The organism is Paraburkholderia fungorum, assembly GCF_046027215.1.
GTDB classification, from domain to species: Bacteria; Pseudomonadota; Gammaproteobacteria; order Burkholderiales; family Burkholderiaceae; genus Paraburkholderia; species Paraburkholderia fungorum_D.
The window spans coordinates 534,921-550,896 of sequence record NZ_JAQQEN010000003.1 but is presented as its reverse complement, the minus strand read 5'-3'; the positions used below and the strand labels follow the sequence as shown (position 1 = coordinate 550,896).

Genomic DNA, 15,976 nt, shown 5'->3' with positions numbered 1-15,976 from the left:
AGACTTCCGCGAGCGGCTTCTGTTCAGCACGGATCGGCGCCGACCGACTTAGCGCAGTTGAAAATATTGACGAACACCGCTGGCTCGCCATCGGACTGACTATCTTGCTCGAAGTCGCTGCCATGAAGGTCGACGACGTCGACGATGGATTGAGGCCATCGCGTGTCCAAACGGACTCCCGTTGCCACGCTGTATGACTGTGGCTCTCACCGGGCACGAACGTCACTTCTGGAATCCGTCCATCAGAAACGGCCGCTGCTGCATGATCGGCTCGACGTCCTCGCCAGATTAGACGTCAAAGCCTCAAACACGCACTGAACCGTGGGCATGCCTTGCCGCAGCCGCGGCCAGAATTGCGCGGATTGAAGCGAGTGACCGCTCGGCAGTCGCAGTCGATATGTGCGGGCGCGACTCTCCGAATATTGGCGGCCTCAGACCCAGGCATCGGCAGACACGCGACACATAGGGCTTTGTCGGGCCGCCGCACCGCTCAGCGGCTGCGCCAAGTGCGGCGTCGCCGACCTGCTGCCGCAACGAGGCAAGCGTTCGACGATCCTTGTCGTTGAGAATGCGAATCAGATGTCCATATCGCCCGACCCTGTATATATAACCAGTACTGTTAATATATACAGTATTGAGGCCGCGTTCAAGGCGAAAGTTCACGTGCCGTCGCGACTGTGCGTTGACAACCGATCCATACTGATCTGCATGTCTCCCGTGTACGCATATTCAGAGGGAATCATCCTTCGTGCGTCCATCATCTTCGCGCGTTGCCGGCTCAACGCGATCTGACAGATCGTGCCGCGAACCTGCTCGGTAAGAGTCGTTCCGATTTGATACTGGAAGCTGCGGGTGGGTGCTTTGAGGCAGTGATGCTGAGTCAGACGTTTTTCAATCTGGATATAGAGAAGTTCAGACAGTTCACCAGCCATGCTGGATGCTCCGTCAGAGGCTACCGCGCGCTTGCTACCGGCGCCGTCGCCCACCTGGAGGCGACATGTTTTGGCACAGACCGACGTTTATGACGTACACGCCGGGTCACGAGGCGTCCTCAGCTCAACGGTGCATTACCGCGTCACGAAGTCGCTAACAGTGAGCCGGAGCGGCTCGTCGGGCCGCGCGAGTAATTTTCTTTGCGCGACCGCGATGATGCGGTTGCGACCGTTTTCAAACGTTCTGAGTGTGCGCGTTACGTCTGCGCCGCGCGGCAGCCAGAAGTGTTCTTCGAGTGCCTCACGTGCAACCGCACCTTCGATTTCGCGCCCGCGGATCGACAGCATGAAACTCACAGCGCATCCGTCCGGCGAGACTGCAGCCGCGCGATCAAGAACTTCCATGAAGCACCTCGACGATATCATCCGCAGCCTTTCGATTTGTACTGCGCTGCGAAGCAATAAATCTACCAGAAATTGAAAACAGTGCGCTCGTCAATGACAGAACGATTTCACCCTCCCCAGCTGCCCATTATGGACGCTCGCCGAGCGACGTACCTGCTCATGATTTTCCGAGGCGCCCCACGTGCTGGAGGCGGTTTTGAGTTTTGTTGCAGGCGACGGTAATATTGACGGTTAGTTGCGTTTCTGGAAGCTGACATGCTGGATATGGTGAGCCTTTTCAGGAGTACGCCGGCGTCACGATCTGGCGAGTGGCCCGGCGTCGCGGCGTGTCAGTGCCGGTAAGGCAGGATTCACCGACGAAAACGCAATAGTCGTTTCTGGAGAAGCGTTCGTAGATCCCGGCACGTATCGGTAACGACGTGAATGTAGATGGTGTCGTCACGCACCTCATAATCATCCGATTCTGGCCGCTCAACGCTTCCCGGAAATTCAGACCGCCGAAATCCGAAAGCTCCGCCGGGACATAACCGTTCGGCGGAAACTGCCTGATATATCCAAATGTGACGGCCAATTCCGAGGCCGTTTGCTTCCACGTCTCGGCACCGAAACTTTCGAGCATGTAGCGACGGAAGTCCGTCGTCTCCTCTTGTGCGTCATCGACGGCCAGGAGCGTCAACTTCGTCTACCCCATCAGCGGATTTGCGCCTTCCGGTCAAGGTCATAGAGCTCGGCAAGAAACTCATCAGCACCCTTGAATTTTCGCTGTTCGAGGTCCTTCTGACCGAAGGCCAGAATCTTGAGCAGCGCAAGTGTTTGCTGGAGTCCTCGTAGCTTTGCACGTCCTGGATGCGTGCCACGCCATTTTGCCGCGTCGCGCTTTTTCACGAAAAGACCGCGATCGGACAGTGCAAACCAGCATTGTTATTGCTCCGGATCGGCGACCAGCACCGGCACGACCCTGCTCTCTCGCTCGGAAAGCCCTCCACGTCTTCGACCCGCACATCGCCTTCGCGCTGGAGAATCGATGCGCCTCCGTCGATATGTACCGTACGCGGGTTCTTCGATGCGGCGACGAGCATCTCGTCGGGATCGGGCGGATCGACGGATAGTTCATAGAGGTGCGGCATCGCTTCGAGCCCCTCGCCGAAATAGCGCCAGGTTTCTCCGTTGTCGCGGCTTTCAGCGCAATGCGCTCAATGTTCAGTGCGCCGTTCGGTTGCTCGAACCCAGCGGCCAGAACACGATCCAGATCGAAGACCAGACGGCGCCGAAGCGCTGCGGCCATCTCGCCGAGTTCTAAAGTTTTAAAGTCAAGTGCCGATAACCACTGATACCCCACAGTGAACCTATCGACTTCCGCCAGCCGCTCAGCGACCAAAGCTCCACCGCCGGATGCCACCACGGATGGCAGTCACCGCCCCGTGATTTGCTCGGCGCTTCGGAACGCAGAGCATTCGACGCGACAACGTCACTACGATTAAAGAATTCGATACTTCGCGCACCGACGATCAGAGCATGCCCACATTCGACCTGCGTACCGTCCTGTTGATGGCAACCGTTATGCCCGGACTGATGGCGCTAGTAATGTTTGCCATAGGAAGATCCTTTCCCAGGAACATCCGCGGCGTAGCGCAATGGGCACAGGGTTCACTTGTTTTTTCGGCTGCCGCGCTTCTGATGGCGCTGCGCGATGCGCTACCGGATTGGCTCTCCGTTATCGGCGGCAATATATGCATGGTTGGCAGCATAGGACTCTGGCTCGTTGGCAGCCAGCGCTACCTCGGTCGAGTACCATTCATCCGCTTCGTCTCAGCGATGGTTCTGGTCGATGCGCTCGGCCTTGGATGGATGACATATATCGACTCCGATCCTTACGGGCGTTCCATGTGCACGAATGTCATTCTTGCACTGCTTTTTGCTCTTTTAGCCTATGAATTGCTGCGATCCGGACGGAAAGACAGTGGCGCGAGGGTCGTTGGATTCATGTTCGCCATTGAGACGCTCATAACCTTAACGAGGATCGTGACGTCGCTAGAACCCGGCTCTGCGCATGAAGGTTTGTACGCCCATGATCTGGTGCAATTGGTCTATCTGAGCAGTGGTGCATTTATGTCGCTCACCATAACGGTGGGATTCATGCTCACTGCAGTAAATAGACTTCGGATTCACCTCGAGCAACTTTCTCTCATCGATCCGCTCACTGGCCTCCTCAATCGCCGAGCACTTCTGGATGTCCACAGGACGGCGCGAGAAACGCCTCGCCGGAGAGGAACATGCCTCTCACTCCTGCTGATCGATCTGGACCATTTCAAAAGCATCAACGACATGCACGGCCACTTGATGGGCGACGCCATCCTGATCGACTTCGCCCAACGAGTCGCTCTCGCGCTACCTCAGGAAGCTCATTTTGCACGCTGGGGTGGAGAAGAGTTCGCGGTGTTCTTCCCATGCGAGACCGTCGAAGAACCGCTGAGTCTCGCTCGCGAACTGCAGGCACAAATCGCGTGCAAGGGCGGTTCAGCTTTGCCTTCGTACACCTGTAGTATCGGGATAGCGTATCTCGACGTCCCTGACGCGACAATCGAACGACTATTGAAGCAAGCGGACGGCGCTCTGTATCGTGCGAAACGCAATGGTCGTAATCGGGTGGAACTCGGTTCCGAATTCGTCGCCGTCGAGACTTGACGACTCTCCAATGAGGCACGGCGGATTCAACTTCTCGCGTTTCTGGTGAGTGTCGCGTCTGAAGGATTCGGAAACGTACTACAGCGCCATCAGGCAAAAATCTACCCTGAGCCGACTCCCGCTACAGCTGCAGTCAAACAGCGGGTTCTGTTTAAGCGCGTAGTTTCCCGTCATCCGCCTCCAAATATCGGGTTTCCGAGTGGAACAGCCGATCGAGTGTCCTGGCAGGCCACACGGCAAACGGCGGAAAGTGGCCGGGCACTGCCTGATGACGCCAGTCTCAAACTACCTCAGTTCACATCATGCCGCCGGCGGCGCTGCCTGTGCCGCCAGTGCCGGATGAAGGTGTGGACGTCGTTGTGAGCGGACGGGCGAGACCCGCCGCGGACAGCAGCGAGACGGCAGCCGGATCGGGCATGCCATCGACGTCGATGGCGCCCGCTGTCGCCAGCGCGCCGAGATCGCTGTCGCCCCCTGCTTGCCCGACGATAAACGGCGTCGTCAGAAACGCCGGCGCCGATAGTGTGACCGCATAACGCTGCTGCAGATTTGTGACGACCGCCGATTGCGCAGCCAGTACATCGGTTTGATTTGCCAGCGCCTGCTGGAACTGTGAGTTGCTCGGGAAGCCAGCAATCAGACTGGCCTCGCTCATGCCAAGTTGCGAAGCGAGGTAGACGAGCATCAGTTCGGTCTCTGGCGTCGTATTGAAAGTGCCGTCGGCAAATGCCAGCGAATGCAGGGTCGTGCCGCCGGAGGTCGTGGTGAGGATGCAGGGAAGCGTGGCGTTGAACGTAATGCTGTAGTGTCCACCGCCGTCTGACAGGGCGGACCCCGAACCCGACGCACAACTGAAGCTAACCGTCGCGCTGGCGAGCGCCTTGCCGATGGCTGCCGTGCCGGACAGGGCGACACTTGGCGTTCCGTTTCCGCCGCCACAGCCGTCGAGGCCGAAGCAGGTGCTTCCACCGCACGCGACTAGTGTTGCGAGCGAAGCCCCGCACAGTGCAGCCAGCACCGGACGAACGAAACGCGCATCGTGAGTATTCATGGCCGCCGACGTTGGTAGAAGCAGAGAAGCCGAGCCGCCCCACGCAAAGGGACCGGCGCTATTTTTAATTTTAGGCCCTATGTGCCGAAATCCTTTGTCGCATCAATGACATTCGCGGGCGCGTTATCGGTCATTGCGATCATCCGCGATCCGTCGTTTCAGCATTCTGCGAATTCAGCTTCCGAGCGAGGCGTGGGACCAGAGTCGACCCGAGGCAGCCGGCCGCGTTTCTGCGAAGCGGCCGTTCACCGGCATCAATTTGATGCGCGCGAGCGGACAGCAGCCCTTCGTCAACTCACTCACCGATAGGGGGCCGAGCAGGTGTCGCATCTCGACCGTGAATTATCTGCAGCGTTTTGCTTAGCAAAACAGCTGACCTCCATCGCAAACAAACGTTGCTTTACACGAAAGGAGAATCCCTTTTCCCTGATCTTATGGAGGCGGACACTGATCGCCGACTAGATCGAGAATAATCTGATTTTTAGGGAAGGGCGGGCCACAAAAAACAAGATACGTATCCCTCAAATCCGTCGACCTGCGTCGGACCTGTCAGCTTCTGCAATCTTTTTTTCGGCTCGTGAACCGCACGCCATCGTGCTTCGTTAGAAGTGGTTTTATACACTCCCTGTGCCAACTTCTCGTGTGCCGTGTTAGCTTGCCTAGCATGGCACAACGAGAAAAGCTTGCCGAAGGGCAAGTGTACGAAGGGCTCCGTCACGTTGGCGAGGTCCTCACGTAGACCGGGTGGCATCGCATCACTGGGCTCACCCAAAAGAGTCCCATTTCCGCCCGCCTCCGGGAGCAAGTTCGATGTTTTGTCATGGAAACGCTGCTTGACCCGCTGGGGAGAACGAAGGCAGTATCAGAGACGCGGCGCATTGCCCTACCGGCGAACTGGCAGTGGGCATGTGCCCGCCGGAACCCAACTCCATCGGTGAGGAGACGTCCATGATAGAGGTGACGAATACGTACGACCTGCAGCCAGGCGTGAATCTGGAGTCTTACGCCGAATGGGCCAGGAAGGCGGCGGAAACGATTGTGCAGCAGCCCGGTCTGGTCGAACTTCGCGCGAACCGGAATATGCTCGGCGCCCCGCAGATTAGAACGACCACCTGCTGGAGGTCAACAATCGACTGGGCGACGTTCGCAGACGGGCCATGGCGCGCGCTGGAGCAGGAATTACGGACCTTCGCGACCAATTTCAAGGTTGAGATGTGGGGACCGTCACTGCTCCTGCCGACGCCACTCCGTCCGGACCCAACCGGCGGTGCTGGTGCATGAGCAGACCCACGCGCGTCGTCACCATCGAAACCGGTCGCGCCATTCCGTCCGAAAGAGCTATTTTTCTCGCCGTCTGCCTCACCTGACCCGGATGCTCGCGTGCTGTGCTCACGAATTGCAGTCGGTCAGACACCGACTGCTTTCGTCAGAGGCACGGTAACCGTCATGCGCCACGGGACTGTGTGACGATGCGAATTGCACACTGCTTATGGTTCTCATCGCTCCTCAGTTGCCGTCATGGCAGAGAAGAGGACGTCGAACTCAGAACCAAAACATTGGACGTACTTCCGTTCGCGCCGGCGCCGCGACGATATAGCCTGATGCGTTCCTGTTTGACGACGAACTGCGGGATTGTGCGCGCCGGCAAGTCGTCAGTATTAGCATGTATGGTATGGCTGCCTCGCATTACGAATTAGAAAGCGCCGCTCGCGCTTCCGCGCGTAATGCTTCCTCGGCCACTTCACGCGTGTGTGTGCTTCCTACGAACAAGTACATGGCAGGCACCACAAACAATGTCAGCAACGTGCCGATGCCAAGGCCCGCGAAGATCACCAGCCCCATGTCATGGCGACCCGCGGCTCCGGCGCCGGACGCCCACACCAATGGCGCGACACCCAATACCATGGCGGCGGTCGTCATGAGAATGGGACGAAGACGCACAGCCGCCGCCTCCTGGATCGCCTCACGCTTGCTTCGGCCGTCACGCTGCAGTTCGTTGGCGAACTGCACGATCAGAATCCCGTGCTTGGTAATCAACCCAAGAAGAGTGACCAGACCGACCTGGGTGTACACGTTGATTGAGGCCACAACAGGTAAGGCTCGCCGCGCAACGTCACAAATACCTCGTCAAGATGCCACGTGGTGCCGGGCTGGCGACGCGCCGCTTTCACACGGTGTGCGAAGCACGCACCGAACTTATCTACATGAACGGCCCCCTTTGCGCCAGATGTTCGTGTGTTTTGATGAACAGGGTGGGTTGCAGCTCTACATTCGGCCTGTGTTGCAGCCAGCTTCGCTGCGGGCCCCTATGAAATCCGCTGACTCATGCCTCATTCGCACCGCGAGATCGTTAGTCTCTGATAAGTTCTCAGGCTTCGTGAGTCCCGGTCCGACCTGGTTCGTCATCACACTCGAATGCCAACGCAACCTTGACGTTACTTTCTATACAGTGTTGCTGTCTGGCGTAGAACATTATCTAGCGGGGGCTGGTCGCACGCTCTCGTACCCTTTCTGATACGGTCTTTGATGTGCCAGTATCGCCCAGATCGTTCGGGCCATCTTGTTAGCGAGCGCCACGACTACCACGTTTAGAGGTCGACGCTTTTTCAACTGGTCGAGCCATGCACCGGCGTCTTTCGCGTGGAATATCACGCTGCGGGCGCCATGAATGAGCAGTGTCCTCAAATATCTATCACCGCGTTTGCTTATTCCCAACAGTTGCACCTTGCCGCCGGAACCGGTTTGCCCGGGTACCAGACCGAGCCACGCTGCGAACTCGCGGCCAGACCTGAACGACTTCGCATGTCCTATCGTCGCTGCCGCAGCTGTCGCAGACAGAAGACCTACGCCTGGTATTGCTGCTATAGCCTTGCTTGCTTCATCCTGTTTCATCCATGCGTGCAAACGGCGCTCGATCTGGGCAATCTGCTGGTCTAGTGCCTCCAGGCCATTCCACTGTTCGCGAAGCGTATCAATCAGTATCGCCGGCAGACGTCCGGATAACCTCTCCAGCACCCCTGCGATAGCCCGGTCCAGCGCGGCACGACCTGTGCCCATTACTTCACCGTATTCGGTCAGCAGGCCGCGCAGGCTGTTGATCTGCATCGTGCGAAACTTCACCAGCTGTTGCCGCATCCGGTGCAACGCCAGAACGGCCTGCTGCGCTTCTGTCTTCACGGCCACTTCCTTGCTGGGCATCTGTGTGGCCATCCAGATCGCCCTTGCGTCCGCGGCATCGTTCTTGTTTCCAGTAACGAACGCCTTGACGAACTTCGCTGGCATCAGCTTCACCTGATGACCCATTTCGATCAACCGCCTGGCCCAATGCTGGGATCCTCCACAGGACTCCATACCGACCAGACAGGGAGCGCGATTGGAAAAATACTCGAGAAATGCCGCTCTCTTGATGGGTTTGTTCACGATCTCGCCGCTGTCCGCGTCGACCCAGTGAATCTGCATCACGTTCTTCGCGATATCCACACCTACGATCGTATGCTTCATGATGGCCCCTCCGGTTTGCCTGGGAAAATCCTTATGATCTTCCAGCGTTGGCAACTCGATGTCGGCGGCCCGCCAGCAAGGGCCTACATCCTGCATATGCTCACCGTTGGCGGGGGCCGTTCATTCCATTCGCACCAGCGTCGGACCGTTTCGTAACTGACGATAACCCCGCGCCCGAACAACAGTTCTTCGATATCACGCAGGCTGAGCTGAAACCTGAAATACCAGCGCACCGCGCAACTGATGACCGCCGCCGGAAAGCGATGACCGTGGTAAAGCGATTTTGCATTCTTCATCACGCGATCTTACTCGACCATCCCAGCAACGTGACAGTGCCGCTTCCCGGCATCCTGTGGTGACGGGGCTGCGCAAGCGCGTCTTCAAGATCGCCCTCGATCAGCGCCCGCGCGGAGGCGATCTCAGGATCATTGCCACGAGCATCGCGACCGTGGTGATCGACCATTCTTTCCCCGCTTGGGGCTGCAAGCCATGGCGCCACTTTTGGTGCCGCTTGGTCAAGCGGCAAGAACGGGAGCAGAATCGTGCGCACAGGCTGCGCAATGGCGCGGCCTGCAGCAGGATCCATGGCCACGCGGCAGGCTGGCGGACTTCCACCGGAGGGAACGATGACACTCGACGAAATCGTGAGTACGTATTGCGCGGCGTGGAACGAGAAGGACGAGGTGGCGCGCACCGCTATGCTGGAGAAAGCCTGGGGCGACAGCGGCGTCTACGAGGATCCGACGGGTGTCGTTCCGCCCGGCCGTGCCTCGCTTCATGCCCATATCGGCGCCTTCCATCAGGCCTATGCGGACGCCAGGATCGTTCGCACCAGCGGGGCCGACCAGCATCATGGCAAGATCTATTTCACATGGCAGATGGTGATGCCCGACGGAACTGTTGCCATCGACGGGCGCGATTTCGGCGAACTCGACGCCTCGGGCCGCATTGCCCATATCATCGGCTTCTTCGGCCCGCCCCCGGCGCTGTGAGGACGGCCGCGGCCTTGCGAGGTTCAAGCGGGTCTGCCCATTGCATGAGGCGGCATCCGTCCATATCTGGTTCGGTCGCGGCAAGGCGATCTGTAACACTAATGTAATGAAAGTGCGCGAGACAAAGATAATAGTCGGCCAACCTGGTCTCCCCACGATGCGCCCCGGTTTTCAAATGTGCCCCTTACGATGTTTCGGTTGGCGCTAGGCGCCCACCGAAACATCCTGTAACATTCGGTTGCGTTTGGAAACACTGCGTGATTCTGCGATAACAGTCACATCGCGTCGTAAGAATGTGCGCATTAGATGTCTGAAGGCGAGCATCAGCGATGAAGTTCACCTTGATCTATTAGGAGTGCGATTTATAGCGCACGCAGTTCGATTTGCGAACGAGGGGTCGACATGCGGATGGACTAGAGGCGCGAATCGCAACGCCGTCACTACAGACGGTGTCCCGTGTGCGGGACGTCGTCAGGCACGTTTCTTCAGGCTTCTCAGGAATTTTCTTCAAGTCAGCCCCGTTATGACAGGCTTGCTGGCGGCGACTCTTGTATTTGCCGCGGCTGCCTCCGTGCTCGCACCATTCATGAAGCGAAAATAGATCGTAGTCGATAATGTCAATTTCTGAAGCTTCCCGTCTGTTATCCAGGTCAATTCCTGGGCGAACTCCTCACGACCTCTTCCGGCAAGTCCGCGTGCTGATGTACGCACTGCTCAATCCGTTTGCAGCACTCATCTGGTTGAAGGCGCTCACGACGAACTCTCTGCTTGCGGATATTGCTGCCCGCAATCGGCGCTTTCTTGAACGTCCCTTTCATCGTTTTGCCCAGGCCGATATGCCTGCATACGCGCGTGCCGAGCTGCTGTGCGGTCATTTTCTAGTGGTTCAGGAGCTATTTGGTGAAGATCTGGTGCGCAGGCTCTACCTGAATTCGGAATATGTGACGTTGGCATCGAGTGGCAGGTATGCGCTCGTTGTGAGCGAGCCGGTACGCTGCTGGCGCGAAGGGTTGCTTACCGTCGCCTGGCACGACGTGTTTGAGCGCGTCGATCTTGCGTGGGCGACCATCAGCTTCGAAATGCATCCCGAATCGGGGAAACGGGGTGCGCTGATCGGGGGCCTGCAAGGACCTGCTGGCGCGGACCGAGAGCGGGTGCGCGAGGCTACACGCGCATGCCACGGCTTGCGGCCGAAGGCCGCTGTGATGGAAGCCGTCGGCGAATTCTGCAGGATGGCAAGGGTGGACGCGCTCACTGGAGTGACGAAGAAGACGCACGTTTCCGCTGCAACAGCGGTTCAGTTTAGCGCGGACTATGATGGCTTCTGGCGTGAACTAGGTGGCGTTGAGGTCGATGGGCGGTTCTTGCTGCCGCTTCGCCCGTATCACCGCGACATCAGCGAGGTTCCGTCAAACCGGCGTGCTGCATTTCGCAGGCGGCAGACGCTGATTGAGGATTTGCTCGCACAGATCGGTCGGGCAGTCGACGAAGGTGTGACTGCAGATCTGAAGCCGCCTCATCTGAGTCACGCGAAGGCCGACGACCATCTGCCGGAACTTGCTGTTGCTCTAGCAGCAAATTATTGTGACGCGGAACCTGCGTGACTGCCATATCACGGAGCCATGGAACGCTCGAGATTCTGATAATCAGATACCCGCAAGAAGTCCCGAGGCGGAAGATGACCCGCCATCGGCGCCATCATGTTCTCAATGATACGGCCCGTCGACAGGCAAGATTCATCTATGGGTGCGCGCCGGTATAAGGAAAGGCTGAGGGATCGCGTGCCACGCGACTCCTCTCCCAATGTCCGATGTGCGCCCGATTGCTGCCGTCTACTTAGCGGAACGGTAGATGGCCGAAGTTCGACGGCGGCCCGCAGCCTGAACCTGTCCTGCTCAATCACTACGGACACTTTCGGCGGAATGACGTAGAGCTGCCCCGCACGCAATCTTGCGCCGTCTTCGATAGCTGACACGGGCAAAGGCGTGTCCTTGGCCAGCAACTCCGGGAGGTGGCTCTCTGAACCCGGAGCCAGGTGGACAACAATCACGAATGCAACGTCGCCGGGAATTGCGGAAGCCGCCCTGAAAAACTGGCTCAACGCATGAAGGCCACCGGCCGATGCGCCAAGCGCGACTATTCGGGGCACGACGGCCGGTTTTGTCGCGCTAAGGGGCAGGAGTAAAATCGAAGTTGATATTTGCCCGAAGTGAAGCGTGAGATGAAGAAGGCGACTGCGAGACAAACCCTGCCCGCCGGCGTAGCGAAGGTACTCAAGCGCCTGCACTATCCTCTGGACGTGATACTTCTGTGCGTGCGGTGGTATGTGGCCTACTCGCTGAGCTTGCGAAATCTCGAGGAAATGATGGCCGAACGGGGTTTCGATGTCGACCATTCGAGCGTGCATCGCTGGGTGATCAAACTCGTACCGTTGTTCGAGAAGGCCTTTCGCAAGCACAAACGTCTGGTCGGCAAGAGCTGGAGGATGGATGAAACCTACGTCAAGGTGGGCGGCCAGTGGAAGTACTTGCATCGCGCGGTGGACAAGGCCGGCAATACGGTCGATTTCCTGTTGCGCGCGCATCGCGACAAGGCGGCAGCACGCCGTTACTTCGAGAAAGCCATCGATCGGAACGGGACGCCCGAGATCGTGACCATGGATAAAAGCGGGGCGAATCTGGCCGCCCTCCAGGCCATCAACGCCGAGCGGGAAACGCCCATCAAGGTCCGGCAGGTGAAGTATCTGAACAACATCGTAGAGCAGGATCATCGGGCGATCAAACGCCGAACCAGGCCCATGATGGGCTTCAAGGATTTCCGGTGTGCCCGCATCATCCTGTCAGGCATTGAGACGATACATATGATCAGGAAAGGTCAGATGAAGGACAGCGGCGTCACCCGAACCGCTGCCGATCAGTTCTATTCGTTGGTGGCGTAAGGACTCCTTGTCATCGCGGAATTTGCTTGCCTTGCCGCCGTTATCGCGACACAGCCAGCCACCGGGCCAGTCCTGTTGGTCGCATGACTGCGCACTAGCCAATGGCCCTTGTTGGACACATTCAGGGGACCACACATTTCCGGCCGGTCCGATGGAACACGTCCTTTTCTCAAGGTCACCCGCAACCGGGTGCGACCGGTCTCGCTGGAATAGCTTGTTGACTGTGCTTCAACCATACATAGCGTTTAACTGCTGTTTGTCGGCCGCTCACGATATGAAGTCGTCGAGCGACGTGGTTGAAATCTGCCGATTTGCCATGCGCGGAGGCGGCCACCAACGGATTCACGATCGCGCGCATGATTCGCGGCGTATACGGGTCCAGCTGCGTGGGCAACTTTTAGTTCGTCGACCAGCGCCGCGCGGTCGAATACACTTTCGTCCCCGTCCAGCACTGTCGTATCGATGACCCAGTCCACATCCGGGATGCGCGAGCGGGAGCGGGTGGGCCTTTGTCTGAAAAAGGCCCACCCGCTCCCGTCGCCTGTCGCAGCCGCAGATTGCAGGTTCGAGCTCACCTTGCAGCCGCGATAGCGCAAAAAGATGTTTCGGGGGAAGTCGATGGCGTCGCACATGGCCATTTCCGGAACGGGTTCGGCCATTCTGACCCGACACCGGCCCTTTGATGAGGCACGGTATTTTTCCGAGTTCAGCACGTGGGGCATCGACCCTTCACACCGTTGCAACGGAAACGGCGCTCAGCCTGAGCATCGACCTGAATCAGGGCTTTGGCTTATTGATAGTGGCGCACGCCGTCGCAGCTGACGCGGCGCCCGGATGGCGAGGCTTACCGCGCTGAAGCCGGAAAACACTGAATGCGCTCAGAATTCGTCCGTCCGACGCCGGAACGTCGAAGGTCCTTCTGACCCAAGGCCAGAATCTTGAGCAGCGCAAGTGCTTGCTGGGTGCCCTCGTAGCTTTGCCCGTCCTGGATGCGTGCCCGTTGGAAGTGTCTTCACCGCGTAGTCTCAGCGGGTCATCACTCGCCGATGAGGACGTCCACGAACTATCATTGGCATGTGAGGGTGCCGAATTGCGCACGCGCTTCTCATGACGAGGCGGCGACCCGTCGACAGTATGATAGCGCTCTGCCCCCATTTCCCTGGGCACCGCGAATCGAAGGCCGGCAGTTACGCCTTGAAAGTAAGATGCCGAATCCCATTTACCCTTTGTGAATAAGCGTATCCCTCCCCCTTTGTCGCCTGAATGGCCCTTTCCCCCGAGTCGCGATGTTTCCGGTCGCACCTTCGGCGACCTTGTCGCGCTTCAATATCGCGGCGCCGACGTCTGGCTCTGGGGGTGCCGGTGTGGCGGCCGCGTGACTGCGGAGTTGGAGGCGGTGAAGAGCGGCCGAACGCGCGATTGCGGCTGCCGTGAGCAGCGTCGTGTGTGGCGGTCCCGGCCAGGCTCACCTGCTCTGCGGGGCGGCGAGGTATTCGGTCAGTTGACGACCGATCGATACGCTGGAGATGGCTTGTGGGTTTGCCGGTGTGACTGCGGTAGTAAGGCAACCGTGAGTGCCGGGCGCCTGCGACTGGGCCAGGCGCGTTCGTGCGGCCGCTGCTTCGGCGCTTCGACCGACTGAGCGGCACAGTCTGCTCGCCTTGGTCATGGCATGCGCGGCCTGTCTATCAGATGCCCCACACCGTGGTGGTGGCCGGAAGTGTCTAATACATTCCGTGGAAGTGGCCGGCGATGTCCTGATATTAGACCTGCCGTGTCACCTCCATCTCGACCGGCCCAATACCCTCTGCGGTTATACGCAACATGCAGCCGAATGTCGGCCGTTAAGTCTATTTCGGACAATTGCGAGCAGCGCTGGTCTTCCACCAGTCCGTGTTGGGAACACATACCTCATCCGGTGGTGGGCGAAACCGGACAATCTCGTCTGGACTGAATGTCGATCGTCAATCGCGTGCGCGACACCAAATAGCCCCGTAACTGCGATTTGACGCTTCGGATCGAAGTCGTTAGCCGCCACCGTACAGACGTACCCCGTCAGTCGTGAGAACGTAGGGCTACCGACTGTGCACACCAATGATTGTCGGGCCGTTCTCGCGAGGCAAGCATTTGCGACAGTCGGGAACCGGCGCAACATAGCACGCCCTTCTAGTGAGAGAACGTCAGATGCCGCAAGACTCTTTGCCATTTGATCGCGACCGACGCGTCGCGCGGCTGATGAAGGGGTGTCGAACTTAGGGAGAGTGTCATGAACAACATCATCTGGCTCGTAGGAGCCGTGGTTATCGTTCTGTTCGTACTCGGCTATTTCGGACTCAGGTAGGGCCTTCGTCGCAGGTGGGAAACATCGCCGGCGCGGTCCCGTCGCGTGTGGACGAGACCAGGCGAAGACGCGGCTACGACTCATTGCCGGGACGAAGAAACGTCTCGGCCTCGAAGGTGCGCGCTAGTCGCAACTCCGTAAGCGACACTGATCTGGGCCGGCCTTTGCGTCTCTGCACTCTAGCGGATCACATCTGCATCCGCTATGGCGTACCCTGAACCGTGGACTACCCTGGAGTTTGGTATCCCCAGGTTTACGGAACCGCATTCGTGAGGCCTTAGATCCACTGCTAGCCGCGTTGCGCGGGCGCACCCTCTCAAGGTACCAGTACCAGGAGCAACGTTATGCTAGTCAGAGAAATGATGAAAGAGCCGGTCCGCGTTCAGGCGGAGGAAATGCTCGACACTGCAGCCCGAAAGCTGAAGAACGAAAACATTGGCGCGTTACCGGTGTGCCAGGACACGCGCGTGATCGGGATGCTGACGGACCGCGATATCACGATGCGGGGCGTCGCGGATGCACGAAACGTCACTCAGATGACCGTGCGCGAAGCAATGTCGGCCGAAGTACTTTTCTGCTTCGAGGATGATCCGATCGAACAGGCCGCTGCCATCATGAACCAGAATCACGTACATCGTCTGGCGGTCCTCGACCGAGGGGACCGGCATCTGTTAGGCGTCATTTCCCTGTCTGACGTGGACGGTGGCACCTCTCAGCGACGTCCCTATGAAGTGATTTTTCATAAGACATTCACTGACCACCGAGGTCACCCGCATCACAGCGAGTTGATGCGCGTTTCGGTCGCCCAAGGTACAAAGGCAGAGGCGATCGCGACGGCGATCGGTCAGTTCGAACAGATGAACAAGGTCACGGTGTGGCACCAACTCGCGGACGGATATGACGTGACGAGCGTCCGTGTCGACGAGGAGGGGGCAACGATTGAAGAACGCGAGCCGACTTCAGAGAGAGAAGCCCGGATACTACGCCGCGCCCGCGAGTTGTGGGAACGGGCGGGTACGCCGGAAGGCCGGGACGTGCAGTTCTGGGAGCAGGCCGCTGGGGAGGTCGACAGCGAGGACCACCCGCGGGAATGACGCATCTCAAGACAAGGCGCATTCATCGCACGAGCTG

At 58.6% G+C, this 15,976-nt stretch carries 18 protein-coding genes and 3 pseudogenes; 7 read left to right on the top strand and 14 right to left on the bottom strand.

Translation table 11 applies throughout. From position 1 onward, the window contains the following. Window positions 1-23 precede the first annotated feature (23 nt). Window positions 24-170 (bottom strand): hypothetical protein, encoded by a 147-nt coding sequence (locus PQR27_RS38335; protein ID WP_408528860.1) that lies wholly within the window; start codon window positions 168-170, stop codon window positions 24-26. A 133-nt stretch (window positions 171-303) separates the two neighbouring features. Next, window positions 304-663: a CppA family protein gene (locus PQR27_RS39435; protein WP_494471441.1), complete on the bottom strand. Its 360-nt coding sequence runs from the start codon at window positions 661-663 to the stop codon at window positions 304-306. 107 nt (window positions 664-770) lie between these two features. Between PQR27_RS39435 and PQR27_RS38330 the strand changes: the two genes are divergently transcribed. Then, window positions 771-1,025, top strand: coding sequence for a type II toxin-antitoxin system TacA family antitoxin (locus PQR27_RS38330; protein ID WP_408528859.1), 255 nt, complete (start codon window positions 771-773; stop codon window positions 1,023-1,025). Window positions 1,026-1,067: 42 nt separating this feature from the next. Here the strand turns inward: PQR27_RS38330 and PQR27_RS38325 are convergent, their stop codons facing one another. From PQR27_RS38325 to PQR27_RS38310, 4 genes are all read right to left on the bottom strand, one after another. Further along, entirely contained in the window at window positions 1,068-1,337 is a 270-nt protein-coding gene (locus PQR27_RS38325; protein WP_408528858.1) for a DUF1488 family protein, read from the bottom strand. Between the two features lie 277 nt (window positions 1,338-1,614). After that, entirely contained in the window at window positions 1,615-2,013 is a 399-nt protein-coding gene (locus PQR27_RS38320) for a hypothetical protein (RefSeq protein ID WP_408528857.1), read from the bottom strand. A gap of 14 nt (window positions 2,014-2,027) precedes the next feature. Continuing rightward, the gene (locus PQR27_RS38315) at window positions 2,028-2,222 is read right to left on the bottom strand and encodes a hypothetical protein (protein ID WP_408528856.1); all 195 of its coding nucleotides are present in this window, start codon (window positions 2,220-2,222) and stop codon (window positions 2,028-2,030) included. After that, on the bottom strand, window positions 2,219-2,464 hold the full coding sequence (locus tag PQR27_RS38310) for a hypothetical protein (RefSeq protein WP_408528855.1): 246 nt from the start codon (window positions 2,462-2,464) through the stop codon (window positions 2,219-2,221). The genes PQR27_RS38315 and PQR27_RS38310 overlap by 4 nt, the downstream gene beginning before the upstream one ends. 388 nt (window positions 2,465-2,852) lie before the next feature. On the opposite strand from PQR27_RS38310, the gene PQR27_RS38305 reads away from it, so the two are divergent. After that, entirely contained in the window at window positions 2,853-4,022 is a 1,170-nt protein-coding gene (locus tag PQR27_RS38305) for a GGDEF domain-containing protein (protein ID WP_408528854.1), read from the top strand. Window positions 4,023-4,317: 295 nt separating this feature from the next. Here the strand turns inward: PQR27_RS38305 and PQR27_RS38300 are convergent, their stop codons facing one another. Beyond that, window positions 4,318-5,073: a hypothetical protein gene (locus tag PQR27_RS38300; protein ID WP_408528853.1), complete on the bottom strand. Its 756-nt coding sequence runs from the start codon at window positions 5,071-5,073 to the stop codon at window positions 4,318-4,320. Between the two features lie 948 nt (window positions 5,074-6,021). Here PQR27_RS38300 and PQR27_RS38295 point away from each other — a divergent pair. Next, window positions 6,022-6,354: an ABM domain-containing protein gene (locus tag PQR27_RS38295; protein ID WP_408528852.1), complete on the top strand. Its 333-nt coding sequence runs from the start codon at window positions 6,022-6,024 to the stop codon at window positions 6,352-6,354. A gap of 405 nt (window positions 6,355-6,759) precedes the next feature. On the opposite strand, the pseudogene PQR27_RS38290 reads toward PQR27_RS38295, so the two are convergent. The 5 genes and pseudogenes from PQR27_RS38290 to PQR27_RS38270 all read right to left on the bottom strand — a co-directional run. Next, window positions 6,760-7,149 (bottom strand): annotated as a pseudogene (locus PQR27_RS38290) (efflux RND transporter permease subunit); the annotation flags it as partial. An 8-nt stretch (window positions 7,150-7,157) separates the two neighbouring features. Continuing rightward, window positions 7,158-7,274, bottom strand: a pseudogene (locus PQR27_RS38285) (IS6 family transposase); the annotation flags it as partial. A gap of 271 nt (window positions 7,275-7,545) precedes the next feature. After that, window positions 7,546-8,574, bottom strand: a complete 1,029-nt coding sequence (locus PQR27_RS38280; RefSeq protein ID WP_408528851.1) for an IS110 family RNA-guided transposase — start codon at window positions 8,572-8,574, stop codon at window positions 7,546-7,548. A 134-nt stretch (window positions 8,575-8,708) separates the two neighbouring features. Next, window positions 8,709-8,870, bottom strand: a pseudogene (locus PQR27_RS38275) (IS6 family transposase); the annotation flags it as partial. Then, window positions 8,870-9,037 carry a hypothetical protein gene (locus PQR27_RS38270; RefSeq protein WP_408528850.1) on the bottom strand — a complete coding sequence of 56 codons (168 nt, stop codon included), beginning with the start codon at window positions 9,035-9,037 and terminating at the stop codon, window positions 8,870-8,872. The gene PQR27_RS38270 and the pseudogene PQR27_RS38275, both read right to left, overlap by 1 nt. A 163-nt stretch (window positions 9,038-9,200) precedes the next feature. On the opposite strand from PQR27_RS38270, the gene PQR27_RS38265 reads away from it, so the two are divergent. Continuing rightward, the gene (locus PQR27_RS38265; RefSeq protein WP_408528849.1) at window positions 9,201-9,566 is read left to right on the top strand and encodes a nuclear transport factor 2 family protein; all 366 of its coding nucleotides are present in this window, start codon (window positions 9,201-9,203) and stop codon (window positions 9,564-9,566) included. Window positions 9,567-10,180: 614 nt separating this feature from the next. Next, window positions 10,181-11,170, top strand: coding sequence for a DUF535 family protein (locus PQR27_RS38260; protein WP_408528848.1), 990 nt, complete (start codon window positions 10,181-10,183; stop codon window positions 11,168-11,170). Window positions 11,171-11,178: 8 nt separating this feature from the next. Here the strand turns inward: PQR27_RS38260 and PQR27_RS38255 are convergent, their stop codons facing one another. Next, entirely contained in the window at window positions 11,179-11,715 is a 537-nt protein-coding gene (locus PQR27_RS38255) for a chemotaxis protein CheB (RefSeq protein WP_408528847.1), read from the bottom strand. A gap of 72 nt (window positions 11,716-11,787) precedes the next feature. Between PQR27_RS38255 and PQR27_RS38250 the strand changes: the two genes are divergently transcribed. Beyond that, complete coding sequence (locus PQR27_RS38250; protein WP_408528846.1) at window positions 11,788-12,504, top strand: IS6 family transposase; 717 nt, start codon at window positions 11,788-11,790, stop codon at window positions 12,502-12,504. A 245-nt stretch (window positions 12,505-12,749) separates the two neighbouring features. Here the strand turns inward: PQR27_RS38250 and PQR27_RS38245 are convergent, their stop codons facing one another. Next, on the bottom strand, window positions 12,750-13,136 hold the full coding sequence (locus PQR27_RS38245) for a hypothetical protein (RefSeq protein ID WP_408528845.1): 387 nt from the start codon (window positions 13,134-13,136) through the stop codon (window positions 12,750-12,752). Between the two features lie 2,053 nt (window positions 13,137-15,189). Here PQR27_RS38245 and PQR27_RS38240 point away from each other — a divergent pair. Next, window positions 15,190-15,939 carry a CBS domain-containing protein gene (locus PQR27_RS38240; protein WP_408528844.1) on the top strand — a complete coding sequence of 250 codons (750 nt, stop codon included), beginning with the start codon at window positions 15,190-15,192 and terminating at the stop codon, window positions 15,937-15,939. The last annotated feature ends 37 nt before the right edge of the window (window positions 15,940-15,976 follow it).

What these genes read in the sequence shown, in the direction of transcription:
- PQR27_RS38245 (WP_408528845.1), bottom strand. Translation starts at nt 13,136, where the DNA reads ATGTGCGACGCCATCGACTTCCCCCGAAACATCTTTTTGCGCTATCGC.
- PQR27_RS38295 (WP_408528852.1), top strand. Translation starts at nt 6,022, where the DNA reads ATGATAGAGGTGACGAATACGTACGACCTGCAGCCAGGCGTGAATCTG.
- PQR27_RS38280 (WP_408528851.1), bottom strand. Translation starts at nt 8,574, where the DNA reads ATGAAGCATACGATCGTAGGTGTGGATATCGCGAAGAACGTGATGCAG.
- PQR27_RS38265 (WP_408528849.1), top strand. Translation starts at nt 9,201, where the DNA reads ATGACACTCGACGAAATCGTGAGTACGTATTGCGCGGCGTGGAACGAG.
- PQR27_RS38300 (WP_408528853.1), bottom strand. Translation starts at nt 5,073, where the DNA reads ATGAATACTCACGATGCGCGTTTCGTTCGTCCGGTGCTGGCTGCACTG.
- PQR27_RS38250 (WP_408528846.1), top strand. Translation starts at nt 11,788, where the DNA reads ATGAAGAAGGCGACTGCGAGACAAACCCTGCCCGCCGGCGTAGCGAAG.
- PQR27_RS38305 (WP_408528854.1), top strand. Translation starts at nt 2,853, where the DNA reads ATGCCCACATTCGACCTGCGTACCGTCCTGTTGATGGCAACCGTTATG.
- PQR27_RS38325 (WP_408528858.1), bottom strand. Translation starts at nt 1,337, where the DNA reads ATGGAAGTTCTTGATCGCGCGGCTGCAGTCTCGCCGGACGGATGCGCT.
- PQR27_RS38260 (WP_408528848.1), top strand. Translation starts at nt 10,181, where the DNA reads ATGTCAATTTCTGAAGCTTCCCGTCTGTTATCCAGGTCAATTCCTGGG.
- PQR27_RS38240 (WP_408528844.1), top strand. Translation starts at nt 15,190, where the DNA reads ATGCTAGTCAGAGAAATGATGAAAGAGCCGGTCCGCGTTCAGGCGGAG.
- PQR27_RS38270 (WP_408528850.1), bottom strand. Translation starts at nt 9,037, where the DNA reads ATGGTCGATCACCACGGTCGCGATGCTCGTGGCAATGATCCTGAGATC.
- PQR27_RS38310 (WP_408528855.1), bottom strand. Translation starts at nt 2,464, where the DNA reads ATGCCGCACCTCTATGAACTATCCGTCGATCCGCCCGATCCCGACGAG.